Consider the following 16,142-nt stretch of genomic DNA (forward strand, 5'->3'; position numbering starts at 1 on the left):
GTCTTATATTTCTTGATGGCAAAAACACATAGTAGCCATTTATTGTAAAACAAATCTGATTAAGTAGCGGTTATGAATGCGTATTGTCCATATCATAGACCGTAATCTACACATTCATACTATATTAGACTGCACTAGGTGGCCGCAGCAGTACCTTTAGCTTTTTCTTTAATCCTTTGGCACGAAAAAACCGCTGCCACATCCGGTAAAAGACACCAAATATCAGCTCAACAATATTATCATGACTGGTTTCACCAACAGCACCATATTTGATAGGGTTGTTGACGGTATCTTCTTCTACATAAGTGCCAAACCAACGGTCGAAAATAATGAGAACGCCACCGTAATTTTGATCAATGTATTCGTCGTTGGTTCCATGATGGGCACGGTGATTGGATGGCGTGTCAAAGACATACTCAACCCATTTGGGAAATTTTCCTACGGCTTCAGTATGGATAAAGAATTGATAAATCAAATCTAGTGCATAAAAAAAGAATACCCAGACAGGATGTACGCCCAGCAGCATCAGCGGAACAAAAAATAACCACCAACCCGTCACTGAGTACAGCAGGCTTTGACGCATGGCGGTGGATAGATTCATTTTATCATCTGAATGATGCACGACATGCGCTGACCAAAACCAATTCATACGGTGTGACGCGCGATGAAACCAATAGTAGCTAAACTCAACAGCTACGAAGATAGGTATGGCTGTGAGCCATGTTACTTCAATAGTAAATAAGCGATATTGATATAACCATAAGCAGATAGGTATGACAATAAGCGCTTGAACAATCAACTCAAACCCTAAATAAGAGCCACCCAAACTAAAATTGGTCATCGCACGGCGCCAGCTAAAGCGATTACCATTGCCACGCTTAGACTGATAGAACCATTCTACTAAAAATAATAAGAAAAATGGACCACCCGCCAGTGGTAGTAGCCACTCTTGCCAATATGCGGGTAGAATACTCGCCAGCATTGGCTGCCACGACTCTGGCGCAGCCATTAAGATACTTTGGTTTAATGCCTCTCGGTAATTATCCAATAGTTGACCATATTGACCTAGGGTCATAAGGGAGTTGTCTGCTGCCATCTTGGGCTCCTAGCCACTATAAAACATCCTTGTCATAATAAGCTTAGAGGGTAATGCCATATTAAGCATTAGAATTTATTGAGCGCTTGAGTCAACCAAACCGATTTTTCTTGCAGACAGCGCTGTTTGCCACTGCTGATATCGAACCGCTTGTTTGTCCAGTGGCTCGTCATTAGTATGTACGTCAAATAATCCTGAAGCACTGTTGTCACCAAGCAGTTGTACGATAAGACCATCTTTTGCATGAGTAGCAATTTGATCGAGTTTGCGTAGCGTACCGCGGTCGGGCAGTGCGTTACTATGAATGCCGAGCAAGACTTGCACAGGATGCGCATCTAAGTAATTTTTAAGCCGTGCCATATCATCACGGTCGTCGACGACACCAAAATTCTCAATTTCGCTTGAATTTTCAAAACCATGATTGCTGTTATCTAAACCTGACTGCCACCATTTGTCCTGATCTGAAGGGTATTCAAGCAGGGCAACTAACTTCTTGCCAGCACTGACCGTAGCCTTTGGGGCGATAGGAGCTGGCGCCTCAGTAAAGTCATCAGCATCAACTACTTGTCTCTGCCAGAAGTTTAGGATTTTTTGATAATACGGTTGTTTAATGTCCAAACGCATCTTTTTGCGGCGGAACATCAATGCACAGAATGCCCACGCTATCGCTCGCGGTACAATGCCGTACATCAGTAAGCTACCTATCAATAGTCCCGCCCATTGTCGCGCAACAGATAGTGGCATGGCATCTGTCACCAATCGACTTTGTGCGATAGCCTCACTGTCTGGCACTCCAAATCCCACCATACTCGGTAGCCAGCCTAGTATCTGAGTCAAGCTCACCAGGGCCTGATCGGAGAGTAGGGTTGACTCCCAGCTAAAGCTATACTGACGTACCACTAGTAAAAATATAATCGCCAGCAACATACCGGTCAATGTCGCAAGCCACAACTGATGGCTAAACCGCCCCAAATACCAACGCATACCGCTGTGCTGCAACTGGCGCTCATACAGATCGACGGCAGCCTTGGTCACATCATCCTTACCGCGTATGAGATAACTCGGACTGACAAAGCTTGCAAACCAACTGGGCGATTGCTGATCTCGACTGACAAAGGTCATGGCTAGCCAGCCAACAAGCATAATGGTATGAAAACCAAGTAAACAAACCAATACGTAAAAGAAGTTCACAACATTAGACTGCAATAGAGTAAACAATCCCAAAAAGCCCGAGATACACCACACCACACTCATAACGATCATGATGCCCTTTATACGGCTGTCAATCTTGCTCAGCACACGCGCAAGCGCCCCGTTGCTGTCTATACGTGATGCCCGTCTATGCAGCTTTTGAATAGGTGTGCCGTCCTCGATCTGAAGTTTTTCCGTGATTAATAACGGGTCAGTGGCAAAGACGTGCTGATCTGTCTCTAAGGCACGTACCAGCTCGGTCAGTTGGTCTTGGGGTGATAGCATAATGCGATAACATCCGTATGAAAGCGTCGATATAAGAAAAACAGGTGTTTTAATTTTTATAGATTATTGTAGCGTATATATAATAAAGATGACCTGTATTATTTTTATCATAGTAAACGCTCAAAAAATCAGCCAAAATGAATACATAAAACCAAATCATGTCAAAAAGCATATCAAAAAAGGAAGTGATATATGAGTAATAAAACTTATCTTATCATTGGCGGAACAGGTGGTATCGGTCAGGCCATGGTGCAGCAATTAATACAAGAAACGCCTGTGAATCAAACGGATAATCAATCTGATCAAAGCCATCGCACACAAATATTTGCTACTTATCATCGCGATGAGCCGAATATTGAAGCGGAAAACCTGCATTGGCTACCGATGGACGTCAGTGATGAGGACAGCATCAAAAAAGCTGCCGATACCATCAAGCAGGCGGTCGGTCATGTGGACTGGGTAATCAATTGCGTGGGGTTATTGCATACAGATACGGCACATCCAGAAAAGGCATTGCGTCAGATGGAAACGGAGTTCTTTTTACAAAGTATGCAAATCAATGCGTTAGCCAGTTTGCTGATAGCAAAGTACATCAAACCGTTGCTCGCCAAAGCTAATCGCAGCACCAATCAACCTGCTATTTTTGCGACCGTATCAGCTCGCGTCGGTAGCATCACTGACAACCAGCTAGGCGGCTGGTATAGCTACAGAATGAGCAAGGCTGCGCTCAATATGGGTATGAAAAATCTAAGTATCGAATGGGGTCGATCGCTCAAAGATGTGTGCGTGGTCGTTATGCAACCAGGCACTGTTGACACTCAGCTGTCCGCACCGTTTCAAGGCAATGTCGCTGAAGGACATCTGTTCTCGCCAGCGTATAGCTCAGAATGCTTATTGGAAGTATTATCTGGTATGACTGCTTCCCAGTCCGGCAGTTTTGTCGATTGGGCAGGAGAGTCGATACCTTGGTAGTCGTTATTTTGACAGCATAGTGAGCCATAAGTCTAATACGCTGCAAACAGCGACATAAAATCATTAACCGGCGTCTGTTCTAGCCTTTCTTGATCGTCACATAGCGCAATGATTTGCTGACAACGACTGTCGATAAAGCGAGTTGCCAAACTGGCATGGAACTTTGCCTCTAAAACAGGAATGCCCTCAGCACGTCGGCGTTTGTGCCCGATGGGATATTCAACAGCCACTTTTTCCGTACTGCTGCCATCGTCAAAGAAAACTTGAATGGCATTGGCAATAGAGCGCTTACTGGGGTCATGGTAATCTCTTGAATACTGCGCGTTTTCTACCACTACCATTTTGCTGCGTAGCTCATCGATTGACAAATGCTGTTCGTGATAGTCGTCTTCATAATTCTCTGCCATCAGATCGCCTGTCAACAGTGGCACAGCTACCATATACTGCAAACAATGATCTCGATCCGCTGGATTGGCAAGCGCACCTTCTTTTGAGATGATGCGAATGGCTGAGTCGTGCGTAGTCAGGATAATTTTTTCGATATCATCAATTCTTCCTTTCACATGCGGATGTAAAATGACCGCGGCTTCACAGGCAGTCTGTGCATGAAACTCAGCGGGAAAGCTTATTTTAAATAGAATATTTTCCATCACGTAACTACCAAAATCACGCTGGAATGTAAAACGGCGCTCATCGTTAGGCTTAGTGGCCAAATCCTTATTGGTGTGGCTGAACAGCACATCATAGAATCCCCACTGCGGTGCAGTCAATGCGCCAGGGATACCCATTTCACCGCGCGCTGTTATATCTACTAGACGTACTGCACGACTGGTCGCATCGCCTGCCGCCCATGATTTACGGCTACCAGCATTGGGTGCATGACGATAAGTACGAAGCGCCTGACCATCGACAATGGCTTGTGAGATAGCTGCCATGATACGCTCACGTGGCATCTGATAAAGCTTGGCAACAACTGCTGTCGATGCTAATTTGACCAGAAATACATGATCAAGACCCACACGGTTGAATGAGTTCTCAAGTGCCAGTACGCCTTGAATCTCATGGGCCATTATCATGGCTTCAAGTACTGCTCGCATGGTCAATGGCGTTTGTCCTTGGCTGATATTTTTCTGACTGATATAGTCGGCAACCGCCAAGATACCACCCAGATTATCAGAAGGATGACCCCATTCGGCAGCAAGCCACGTATCGTTATAATCAAGCCAGCGCACCATACAACCAATATCAAAAGCGGCCTTGATAGGGTCTAGTCTATAGGAGGTGCCAAGGACGCGAGCACCGTGTGGCGTGATTTGATCGGGGCAATTAGGCCCTAAGTGCTTAGTACATTCAGGGAAGCGTAATGCCAGCAAACCACAGCCAAGCGTGTCCATTAGACAGTGGCGTGCGGTATTCCATGCATCAGTAGGGTTTGGTGATTGCTCGTCTATTGAGTAATTAAGAACGTAATCAGCGATTTTTTGAATTTCATCGTCATATTCTGGGCGGACGTTGCTTTCTACCGTCGCATCGTTTGTATTTGAACTGGCTGTATCTGAATCAGTATTTGACATGGTTGGTTCCTCATTCTGAGTGTGCTACTTCCTTGACTGATTATCTCAGCCATCCTTTTAAAGGAATCATCATTTAAAAGTAGCATACTCAATATGGAACAACCAATTTGAATTGTGTTAAGAATTAAGACGTTAATGACCGTTTAAATCATTAAGTACAGCAGACCTAAAATAAATAGCGCTGCCATAATAAACAACAGGAAACTTAAAACTTTGGTCGTGGTTGACGCGGTATCTGTGTTCTCTTTTCTTATTTTATTCTTCTTAGTAACGTACAGCACCATTTTTACATGCTCGATATTGTCCTCGAGATAATGATCGCCTTCAGCTACAAAACCTAGCGACTCGTAAAAGTTGAGTAAGTAAGCCTGTGCCGAGATGATAATCGGGCGTTTTTTACCGTAATTTTTGCGGCACTGTGCAATAGCCTGATTCATCATTTGCCGTGCTAGGCCATCACCTCTGTGCTCTGATAGCACAAGAACTCTACCGATGGCAGGCATCTCAGTGTGATTGGTCTTAATGGCAGGATCAGCTACTGACAAGTTGGATTTTAACTTATTAAACTCAGGTGGAATGATACGGCAATAGCCTACCAATGCTGCGTTTTGATGAGCAATTAGGTGTAAACAATCAAAATCCACTTCATCCATATCTTGATAGGCACAGTTTTGTTCGACGACAAACACTTGCGAGCGCGCCTTTAAAATATGGTAAAGATCAACTGAGGTCAGCTCGTCAAAGGTTTTTAGAGAAAATTCACAAGTCATAGTGGGCTAGCTTCTGGCAATAGGCGGTAAAATAGGGGCATTATAACGATTTAGGCTGGCATTAACCATTCCTAACCGTTTAGGGTTTGACTGATTTTGTCCAAATTCAAACTATCGGACATGGCATTGAATATTTCATAGTACTTACCATGATTGGCATACAGAACTTCATGTGTTCCTGTCTCCATCACGCGGCCATTTTCAATCACCACCAAGTCGTCAGCATCGATAATTTGTGAAATATTGTGTGAAACGATAATGACAGTACGGTCTTTTTTTATCAGATCTAGACTTTGTTTAATCTGCTGAGTGGCAATGGCATCAAGACTGGCTGTTGGTTCATCCAAAAACACAATAGGAGGGTCTTTTAAGAACATACGTGCCAGCGCAATACGCTGCTGCTGACCGCCAGAGAGCAATTTAGCCTCACTATCATAGCCTTCAGGCATTCCTAATATTTGCTCATGAATAGAAGCTTGTTTCGCGGCGTCAATAATCTCAGATTCCTTAGCATCCATCGCCCCATAACGAATATTGTCGGCGATACTACCTGAAAATATATGGTTTTTCTGTAACACTAAACCAACTTGCTCACGTAAGCCCTGAGTACTATATGCGTCCAAATCGTGACCATCTAGGCAAATACTACCGCTACTAGGGTCATAAAACTTAACCAATAAATTGATAATGGTGCTTTTGCCTGCACCACTCAATCCAACCAAAGCAGTGATTCGGTTAGGGCGAATATTAAAACTCACATCATGCAGCGCTTGCTTGCCATTAGGATAGGAGAAATTCACATTTTTTAGCTCGATATGTCCTTTTAAGTCTTTGCATTCCGTTTTGCCTTCACGCTCGATCGCTTGGTCATCATCCAAAATATCAAAAAACCCTTCGGCATAGGTCAATGCATTATTAATCTGATCATAGATACGGTGTAGTTCGCGGATAGGGGCGGCGACATTTTGAAACAATAGAATATGGAACATAATCGCACCAATGGTCATCTGTCCATTGAGCACAAAATACGACGTCAGAACGATAATGACGACCACACCTATTTGCTCAATAAAGGTTTTGCCAGCGTTATACATAAACGCGATACTGCGAATACGTAATTGGTTGGTAGTCATGTCCTTTTGAATCTTCCAATGCTTATCGGACTCAATCGGCTCACGCACAAATGATTTAATAACAGTAATAGAGTCAATAATCGAAATTACCAAGCCACTTTTGGTCTCGCGGTATTGGCGCATCTGCTTGCGAAATCCTTGCAAACGGTTCGCTTGTCGTTGACTGACGAGAAAGTAAATTGGCACTATGATTAAGCCAACCATACCGACCCAAAAGTTAGCATTAAACATAATAATCAATGATACGATGGCACTAGCAAACAGCGGCAGCATATCAATAAAGAAATTTTGTACCAATTGAGTGAGACTGCTAACCCCTAAATCAATACGGGTTTGTAGTTTCCCACTGGCATTTTCATCACTGGTATAAAATGCCATTTTGTAGGATAAAATACGGTCAACTACTTTTTGTGATAGGTCGCGTGATAGATTGATACGAATACGCTCACCGAAATAACTCTGACCGAAAGTGATAAGGACGTTTAGCAACTCTTTTATCAATAAAATGATGCTGATGAGTGTAAGTAATTTTACGCCTTCTGCCCATGGATCAGATAAGTCGATAATATCGGTTAACGTATCAATGGTGTATTGTAGGACAAAGGCGTTTACCTGAGCGGTAAATGAGCCTAATACGGTCAATATTAAGGTTAAGATAAATAGACCACGATAAGGTCTAGCAAATTCTCCTAACCTTTTTAGGATGGACCACAGCAAAGCCCCCCGTTCTGTTTTTTTAGTAGGGGGCTTAGTATTCGGGGATGTGCGGCGTGGAGGAGTACTCATATTATTAAGGTATTATATAATTTTAGTTAAATCACCCCGTTTTACTCTTATTTTTTGCAAATTGCAATGCGTCTTATGAATCAATCACCATTGTGCAAGCTGGCATCGACATCCCAGTCTATTTTCTAAAACGCATCCGCTGGCACAAAAACTTCACCCACCATAATACGCCTTGCTGAGCGGCTCATCGAGACTTTTTTGGCTTGCCAGCGACCATCGACCAGTTCTGTTTTTCCGCCGACTAGCAATGTACCTGATGGATGGCCAAAACGTACCTCTGTCAGCTCGTCGCCACCTGCTGCCTCATTCACTAATGTGCCTTGTGTGGTTGCCGCAGCAGCAATAGCAACGGCTGCGGTACCCATCATAGCGTGATGTAATTGACCCATACTCATAGCACGTACGACTAAATCAATCTCGCCTGCATCGACCGATTTACCACTAGAGGCGGTATAGCTCTGTGCGTTGCCAAGCCATGCGAGTTTAGGGATGTGTTGGCTGGTTTGTGCTTCAGAAACGTCTTTAAATAATCCCATTGCCACGCCGCCTGCGGCACGGATTTTCTCAAGCTTGGTAAGTAGCTCACTGTCGCTATTAATGTCGCCTTGCAATTCAGTACCCGTAAATCCTAAATCTTCTGCTTTCATAAAGATGGTTGGGATACCAGCGCTGATAAAGGTGGCTTTGATGCTATCAGTATTTAGACCGCAGCCCGTCACATCGAAGTCATCGACCAAGTTACCGGTAGGGAACATGTCGCTGGTGGCATCGACTGGATCGATGAACTCAATTTTGACTTCAGCAGCAGGGAAGGTCACACCATCTAATTCAAAGTCGCCCGTCTCTTGAACTTGTACTTTATCATTCGCATCTTTATAAACGGGGACATGGGCAATAATCGTTTTACCGATATTCTCTTGCCAAATACGGACTTCGCAAATGCCGATTTTAGTATTGTCATCGATGCTATTAGCAATCTTGTCGGCAGCAACTAGCCCCATATTAATGGCGCAAGCACCAACAGCTGCGGTTAAGTTGCCACAGTTACCCGCCCAGTCAATCATTGGCTTGGCAATATTAACTTGTCCAAATAGATAATTGACATCGTGGCTGTCATCATTTGCTGGAGATAAAATAACCGTTTTTGAGGTGCTAGAGCTGCCATTACCCAAGCCATCGATTTGCTTACCATAAGGATCTGGGCTACCAATCACACGTAGTAAAAACTTATCACGTGACTCGCCAGCGACTTGGCAACGCTCAGGTAAGTCGGATAACTTAAAGAAAGTGCCTTTTGAAGTGCCACCGCGCATATAGGTAGCAGGGACTGATAGTTGCGGGGCGAAAGAGGGCTTAGATTTAGAATTGATTCTAGAATTAGTTTGAGCCACTGTATTAAGTCCTTTTTATATCGTTATAAGATTGGAATGGTGCCATCAGCAAGTAAACCTACATGACTAAGAACGCTCGTCAATAATGATAGCGACAAGAGATAATCGTCAGATAATTATCATCGACGGCATATACCAACCGATTGGCATCATCGATGCGTCTTGACCAAAATCCGGAGAGGTTCTCTTTTAGAGGTTCAGGTTTGCCAATACCTTCAAACGGATTACGCTTACATTCGGTGATGAGTTTGTTAATACGTTTGAGTGTTTTTTTGTCTTGGGTTTGCCAGTACAGATAGTCCTTCCACGCAGCATCTGTCCAAGCTAGTTGCTCACTCATTATTAGACCCTTTGGGTTGATTAAAGTCTTTGAGTTCAAGCATTTTCAATATCGCTATCCGTATGCTCATTATCATCACTGTCTTCTGCCATATCAATTAGCTCACGCGTAACGGTCTTGCCAGCTTTATATTGAGCAATAGAGTCCGCTAAGTGCGCTGCATTGGCAGGAGATTTTAATAGATAGACGGTTTCCATCAGGCTATTGTAATAATCAAGCGACATCACAACCGCATCATCAGCGTCACGGCGGGTTACGATAGTAGCGTTGGCATCATCGTTTACCGTATCTAGGACGGATTTTAGGTGTTTTCTGGCTTCTGAAAAACTAACGACTCGCATGGCTTACTCCTTTCATGATATTTTGCATAACTTGTACAATATATGGTACATATTACGCCATTGATTAAGTAAACTCAATATTTAGCTACTATCTAATACTTAGGAGTAAGTGACAAAACTCAGTGTATAGAACGCAAAAGCAAATAAAAACCGATGCCATATAAACTATAAAGCATCGGTTCTTATGTTATTCAAATTTTATAGAACCTAAGCAATATCTAACGTACCTTCGATAAACTCTTTAGCAAAGCGTTGTAGCATACCACCTGCATTGTACATTTTTACTTCATCAGCCGTATCTAAGCGGCAGATAATAGGCGTTTCAGTGGTGCTGCCATCGGCACGATGAATCACTAGAGTCATCAACCCGCCAGCAGAGACTTCACCTGTAACATCAAAGGTTTCTGTACCATCAATACTTAGTGTATGGCGAGTCGTGCCTTCTTCGAACTGTAGAGGCAGCGCGCCCATGCCAACTAAGTTTTGACGGTGAATACGCTCAAAGTCTTCAGCAACGACGGCTTCTACGCCAGCGAGACGCACGCCTTTGGCAGCCCAATCACGGCTTGAGCCTTGACCATAACCATCACCTGCGATGATGATAAGCGGCTGCTCACGGTTCATGTAGGTTTCAATCGCTTCCCACATACGCATGACTTGGCCTTCTGGCTCGACGCGCGCCAATGATCCTTGGACAACTTCACCACTTTCATCACATACCATTTCGTTCAATAGTTTAGGATTGGCAAAGGTGGCACGTTGCGCAGTTAAATGGTCGCCGCGATGGGTGGCGTATGAGTTGTAATCTTCAGCAGGCAAGCCCATGGTATCTAGGTACTCGCCAGCTGCTGATGAGCCCAGAATGGCGTTTGATGGTGACATATGGTCGGTTGTGATGTTATCACCAAGTACAGCAAGCGGACGCAGGCCTGATAGTTTATTTTTCTTAGCCATTTTGCCTTCCCAATACGGTGGACGGCGGATGTAAGTGGTCATTTCACGCCAGTCATACAATGGGCTTAATGCATTACCTGTATCTTTTTTGGCTTCATCAAACATTGGGATATAGACCGCATCAAACTGCTCAGGCTTAACAGCCGCAGCGACGATGGCATCCACTTCATCATCATCAAACCAGATGTCTTTTAGATAGACGTCGTTACCATCTTGATCTTTGCCCAGTGAGTCTTTTTCGATATCAAAACGGATGTTTCCAGCGATAGCATATGCAATAACCAGTGGCGGTGATGCCAAAAATGCTTGTTTGGCATAAGGATGGATACGTCCATCAAAGTTACGGTTACCTGAGAGTACTGCCGTGGTAAATAAATCATTGTCGATGATTTCTTTTTCGATATCAGGATCTAGCGCACCGCTCATACCGTTACAGGTCGTACAGGCAAAGCCAACCACGTCAAAGCCAATCTCTTGTAGCTCAGGCATCAGACCAGCTTCTTCTAGGTACATTTTGACCGTTTTTGATCCGGGTGCTAAGGATGACTTCACCCAAGGCTTACGTAACAATCCTTTGGCATTAGCGTTACGAGCGACGAGACCTGCGGCAACCATATTGCGTGGATTTGAAGTGTTCGTACAGCTGGTGATAGCAGCGATAATCACGGCACCATCTGGCATCAAACCGTCCTTTGGTTCAGGCAATTTTTCATCAGGAGCATGAGCGATACCTTTGGCAACCAAATCATTGGTTGATACGCGGGCATGTGGACGTGACGGGCCTGCCATATTGCGGCCTACTGATGACAGATCAAACTCAAGCACGCGTGCGTACTCAGCTTTTTCCATACCATCAGCCCATAGGCCTGTTTGCTTGGCATACTGCTCAACCAGTTTAATCTGCTCTTCACTGCGACCAGTCAGACGTAGGTAGTCAGTGGTTTGCTCATCGATATAGAACATCGCGGCAGTTGCGCCATATTCAGGTGTCATATTGGAGATAGATGCGCGGTCACCAACAGTCAGCTGGCGTGCACCATCACCAAAGAACTCTATATAGGTAGAGACCACACCTGCATCACGCAAGAACTCAGTCATCGCCAGTACTAAATCCGTACCAGTAATACCTTTTTGCAATTTACCTGTTAGTTTTACACCTACGTAATCTGGCAGGCGCATATATGATGGATTGCCAAGCATCACGCTTTCGGCTTCTAGACCGCCAACACCGATTGAGATCACACCTAGCGCATCGACCATCGGCGTGTGGCTGTCAGTACCAACCAAGGTGTCGGCAAACGCGACTTCTTCACCTGATTTATTGTGGACGACCTGTACGACAGGCGACATTTTTTCTAGGTTAATCTGATGCATGATGCCGTTACCAGGTGGCACGACGTTTACATTGTCAAAAGCATACTGACACCAGTTGATAAAGTGAAAACGGTCATCGTTGCGGCGCTCTTCAATGGCACGGTTTTTCTCAAATGCGTCATCTTCGAAGCCTGCATGCTCAACAGCCAGTGAATGGTCAACAATAAGCTGAGTTGGCACAATAGGGTTTACTTTAGAGGGGTCACCACCTTGCTCAGCGATAGCATCACGCAAACCTGCCAAGTCAACAAAAGCCGTCTGACCTAAAATATCATGACAAACCACGCGGGCAGGGTACCAAGGAAAATCAAGGTCTTGCTTGCGGTCGATATGCTGTTTGAGTGCATTGGTTAGCTCTTCTGGTGGGCAACGGCGTACTAGGTTTTCACACAATACTTTTGAGCAGAACGGTAGTTTGTCATACGCGCCAGCTTCGATACTCTCGACAGCTTCGCGGGTATCAAAGTAATAAAGGTCAGTATCGGGAAGTTGTTTTTTGAACTTTTCGTTCATGGGTTGTACTAGGGCGTTGTCCATAAGTCACCTTTGGCTGTTGGCTAATTTTAATAAATTGTTAGTCGTCGATATCAGGTAAAAATTTATTCCTTTAGCAAAATCATCGGCTGTTGTAGACTTTGCTAAAGAAACGCAATAAAAGAGAAGCGCAGATTTATATGATGGGTATAAAAAAGAGCGTATGATTATTAAGCCCAAACCTAAACACGATCAAGGCTTAATTATCGTAACACTAGCATCTAGCAACATCGTTAGATGCTAATCAAAAGCTTAACGAGCACTCATATCTGGTACTGGACGTAGCTCTTCACCCGTATATTCGGCACTTGGACGAATGATACGATTGTTAGCACGTTGTTCAAACACATGGGCTGCCCAGCCAGTCAGGCGCGAACAGACAAAAATTGGTGTGAACAGTTTGGTTGGAATACCCATAAAGTGATAGGCAGATGCGTGGAAGAAGTCAGCATTACAGAACAGCTTTTTCTCACGCCACATGACTTCTTCACAGCGTACCGATACGGGATATAGTACTTCGTCACCAACGTCAGCAGCTAGCTTTTCAGCCCAACCTTTAATCACGACATTACGTGGATCTGACTCACTATAGATCGCATGACCAAAGCCCATAATTTTATCTTTACGAGCCAGCATACCCATCATCTCTTCTTCAGCTTCATCAGGTGAGCTAAAGCCTTCAATCATATCCATCGCCGCTTCATTCGCGCCACCATGCAATGGACCGCGTAGTGAACCAATTGCACCCGTGATACAAGAGTGAATATCAGATAGCGTAGAGGCACACACACGAGCGGTAAAAGTCGAGGCGTTGAACTCATGCTCTGCATAAAGGATAAGCGAGACATTCATGACTTTTTCATGCAGCTCGTTTGGCTTTTCGCCTTTGAGCAGATGTAAGAAATGACCACCAATGGTAGCGTCATCCGTATCGGTTTCAATACGCACGTTGTCATGACTGAAACGATACCAGTAGTTAATGATTGATGGGAATGTTGCCAACATACGGTCAGTTTGATCGTTCTGCTCAACAAAGTCAGTCTCAGTCTCAAGATTTCCAAGCATAGAGCAGCCCGTACGTAGCACATCCATTGGATGCGCATCGGCTGGGATACGTTCAAGCACATCTTTTAATGCTTGTGGTAGGCCACGTAGTTTTTTGAGCTTGGCCTGATAGGCATCAAGCTCACTTTGAGTAGGCAAGTTACCGTACAGCAGTAAATACGCCACTTCTTCAAAAATACACTTGTCCGCTAGCTCTGATACATCATAACCACGATAAGTCAAACCAGAGCCTGATTTTCCGACGGTAGATAGAGAGGTCTTGCCAGCGACTTGTCCGCGTAGGCCTGCGCCTGAGAGTTCTTTCTGTGCTGCCATGTTTACATTCCTTTTGTTGGTAGCTTTTTGAGTTGAGAAAATAATTACTTATAAAGAGAGTTCTTATAATTTATTTATTCAGTAATCCATGCATTGATGAATTACTGATATAGCACTGATTAATCATTGCTGAGTAGTATTTGGACCACCTAAATCAACGTTACAACGCTCAAATTCAGCTTCAATAGGGCCATTTAAAACTTCCATTGCGCTGCCTTCACCTTCTTCATTGTTGATCTCCATATATTTGACACCAAGCGGAGATTCCATAAACGTCTGAATTTCTGCCATTTCTTCTGGGGTAGGCTCCGCCATTGGCGTTGCCATTTCTTCACCATTCATGACACGCAGTTGCTCATTGCCAAAAGCAAGCATCTTCTTGCCCACGTCTGATGTATAAAAGTCATTCAACTCTTCCAATTCTGCATCGGTAAACTGACTCTTATAGAAGCGATCCACCTCAGCTTTACCCAGATTTTTGTCACGCGACCTGAGGCAGCTGACTTGCTCTTCACTAAACGCACCACTATTGATGATGGGTGCAAACAATAAGCTGTCTACAGTATCCAGCGTAATCGTGGTCATGATCAATTCATCTTGAGCATCAGTCTCTGATGGTGCAGCTTCGCTAACAACCGTTTCGCTTGTATCACTGGTGGTATCATCAACGGTTTCGGGTGTTTTATCACAGCCTGTCATCAATAACAGCGCCGCAAGCGTGCTACTAAGTAGTGAAGACTTAAAAACTGTATTGGCAGTAAAAAATGACATAAATAGCCTAAAAGTAAATGAAGACGGGTTTTGAAACGATAAAGTACTTACAGGTATTTATCGCTTCTCGTTGCTAATTAGCAATTATTAGTTATTAACTACTTATTATCAGCAAACAGCTTGTCTAGTGTCTGCTCAAACTCATGATAGTTCAAGAAATCATAGAGCTCCATGCGAGTCTGCATGGTATCGACGACTTTGTCTTGCGTGCCATCATCTAATAAATGTTGATAGACGTTTAATGCGGCTTTATTCATAGCGCGGAAGGCTGATAGTGGATAAAGCACCATCTCGACACCCACACTATACAACTGGTCAGTGGTATATAGATCTGTCTGACCAAATTCTGTCATGTTTGCCAATACTGGAATATCCAATACATCAGTGAACTTGCGATACATCTCGATATCAGTTAGCGCTTCTGCAAAGATCATGTCTGCGCCAGCTTCTTGAAATGCAACGGCACGTTCAACAGCAGCATCCAGCCCTTCTACTGATAGGGCATCTGTACGAGCCATTACCACAAAGTCAGGATCAGTTTTTGCGTCCAATGCCGCTTTTAGACGATCTACCATCTCTGAGATACTAACGATTTCTTTGTTAGGGCGATGACCACAGCGCTTTTGCGCGACTTGGTCTTCGATATGTACTGCAGCGACGCCTGCTTTTTCCATTTTTCTGATGGTTTGAGCGATGTTAAACGCGCCACCGAAACCAGTGTCGATATCAACAAGCAGTGGTGTATCAACTGCATCAGTGATACGGCGCGCATCTTCTAATACGTTATCAAGGCTAGTCATGCCTAGATCAGGCAAACCAAACGAGGCGTTGGCCACGCCAGCACCAGAAAGGTAAATAGCTTGGTGACCAACTTGAGTCGCCATCATCGCTGTGTAGGCATTGATAGCGCCTGCAATCTGTAGCGGTTGGTTGTTATCGTTTTTTTGAGTGAGGGCATTGCGAAAGCGTGCACCTGCTGAAGATAAAGTCATATGATTGTCCTTACGTAGAGGGAGAATATTCTAATTGTTGTCATTGATTATACTCAATTATTTGTCCCTGAAAAGCTTGGATAATTAGCTATTGATTAAATAAGCTAATAAATAAATACACTATTTTTAATAGTATTCGTAATTTAAATAGCATTATGCATTTATCAATACTTTCATATAATAACTATTCATATTGCTTAAAATTCTAACCTTGAAAACCTTGTGCCTTTTACATTTAGTTACAATTACCAAGACTAT

13 protein-coding genes are annotated in these 16,142 nt (G+C 43.9%); 1 reads left to right on the plus strand and 12 read right to left on the minus strand.

Going from position 1 to position 16,142, the window contains the following annotated elements; genetic code table 11:
• Positions 1-124: 124 nt before the first annotated feature.
• Both ACT3QQ_RS06420 and ACT3QQ_RS06425 read right to left on the minus strand, forming a co-directional pair.
• Entirely contained in the window at positions 125-1,096 is a 972-nt protein-coding gene (locus tag ACT3QQ_RS06420; RefSeq protein WP_444527358.1) for a sterol desaturase family protein, read from the minus strand.
• Between the two features lie 75 nt (positions 1,097-1,171).
• Complete coding sequence (locus ACT3QQ_RS06425) at positions 1,172-2,572, minus strand: DUF2868 domain-containing protein (protein ID WP_444527359.1); 1,401 nt, start codon at positions 2,570-2,572, stop codon at positions 1,172-1,174.
• 192 nt (positions 2,573-2,764) lie between these two features.
• Here ACT3QQ_RS06425 and ACT3QQ_RS06430 point away from each other — a divergent pair, with 192 nt between their 5' ends.
• On the plus strand, positions 2,765-3,544 hold the full coding sequence (locus tag ACT3QQ_RS06430; protein ID WP_444527360.1) for an SDR family oxidoreductase: 780 nt from the start codon (positions 2,765-2,767) through the stop codon (positions 3,542-3,544).
• A 32-nt stretch (positions 3,545-3,576) separates the two neighbouring features.
• On the opposite strand, the gene ACT3QQ_RS06435 is transcribed toward ACT3QQ_RS06430, so the two are convergent.
• From ACT3QQ_RS06435 to prpB, 10 genes are all read right to left on the minus strand, one after another.
• Positions 3,577-5,118: a bifunctional 2-methylcitrate dehydratase/aconitate hydratase gene (locus tag ACT3QQ_RS06435; protein WP_444527361.1), complete on the minus strand. Its 1,542-nt coding sequence runs from the start codon at positions 5,116-5,118 to the stop codon at positions 3,577-3,579.
• Positions 5,119-5,261: 143 nt separating this feature from the next.
• A complete protein-coding gene (locus ACT3QQ_RS06440; RefSeq protein ID WP_444527362.1) occupies positions 5,262-5,888 on the minus strand; it encodes a GNAT family N-acetyltransferase in 627 nt (208 codons plus the stop codon).
• Between the two features lie 71 nt (positions 5,889-5,959).
• Entirely contained in the window at positions 5,960-7,807 is a 1,848-nt protein-coding gene (locus ACT3QQ_RS06445) for an ABC transporter ATP-binding protein (protein ID WP_444527363.1), read from the minus strand.
• A 125-nt stretch (positions 7,808-7,932) separates the two neighbouring features.
• Entirely contained in the window at positions 7,933-9,198 is a 1,266-nt protein-coding gene (gene prpF / locus ACT3QQ_RS06450; RefSeq protein WP_444527364.1) for a 2-methylaconitate cis-trans isomerase PrpF, read from the minus strand.
• Between the two features lie 79 nt (positions 9,199-9,277).
• The gene (locus ACT3QQ_RS06455) at positions 9,278-9,538 is read right to left on the minus strand and encodes a Txe/YoeB family addiction module toxin (protein ID WP_037025847.1); all 261 of its coding nucleotides are present in this window, start codon (positions 9,536-9,538) and stop codon (positions 9,278-9,280) included.
• Positions 9,539-9,573: 35 nt separating this feature from the next.
• On the minus strand, positions 9,574-9,879 hold the full coding sequence (locus ACT3QQ_RS06460; protein ID WP_444527365.1) for a type II toxin-antitoxin system Phd/YefM family antitoxin: 306 nt from the start codon (positions 9,877-9,879) through the stop codon (positions 9,574-9,576).
• Between the two features lie 207 nt (positions 9,880-10,086).
• A complete protein-coding gene (gene acnD, locus ACT3QQ_RS06465; protein ID WP_444527376.1) occupies positions 10,087-12,720 on the minus strand; it encodes a Fe/S-dependent 2-methylisocitrate dehydratase AcnD in 2,634 nt (877 codons plus the stop codon).
• Between the two features lie 273 nt (positions 12,721-12,993).
• Complete coding sequence (gene prpC, locus ACT3QQ_RS06470; protein WP_444522530.1) at positions 12,994-14,121, minus strand: bifunctional 2-methylcitrate synthase/citrate synthase; 1,128 nt, start codon at positions 14,119-14,121, stop codon at positions 12,994-12,996.
• 123 nt (positions 14,122-14,244) lie between these two features.
• Positions 14,245-14,892, minus strand: coding sequence for a DUF2059 domain-containing protein (locus ACT3QQ_RS06475; RefSeq protein ID WP_444522531.1), 648 nt, complete (start codon positions 14,890-14,892; stop codon positions 14,245-14,247).
• 98 nt (positions 14,893-14,990) lie between these two features.
• On the minus strand, positions 14,991-15,884 hold the full coding sequence (gene prpB / locus ACT3QQ_RS06480; protein WP_444522532.1) for a methylisocitrate lyase: 894 nt from the start codon (positions 15,882-15,884) through the stop codon (positions 14,991-14,993).
• Positions 15,885-16,142: the final 258 nt, after the last annotated feature.

Origin of the sequence: Psychrobacter sp. AOP7-A1-24 (genome assembly GCF_052376235.1) — a bacterium.
Lineage (GTDB): Bacteria > Pseudomonadota > Gammaproteobacteria > Pseudomonadales > Moraxellaceae > Psychrobacter.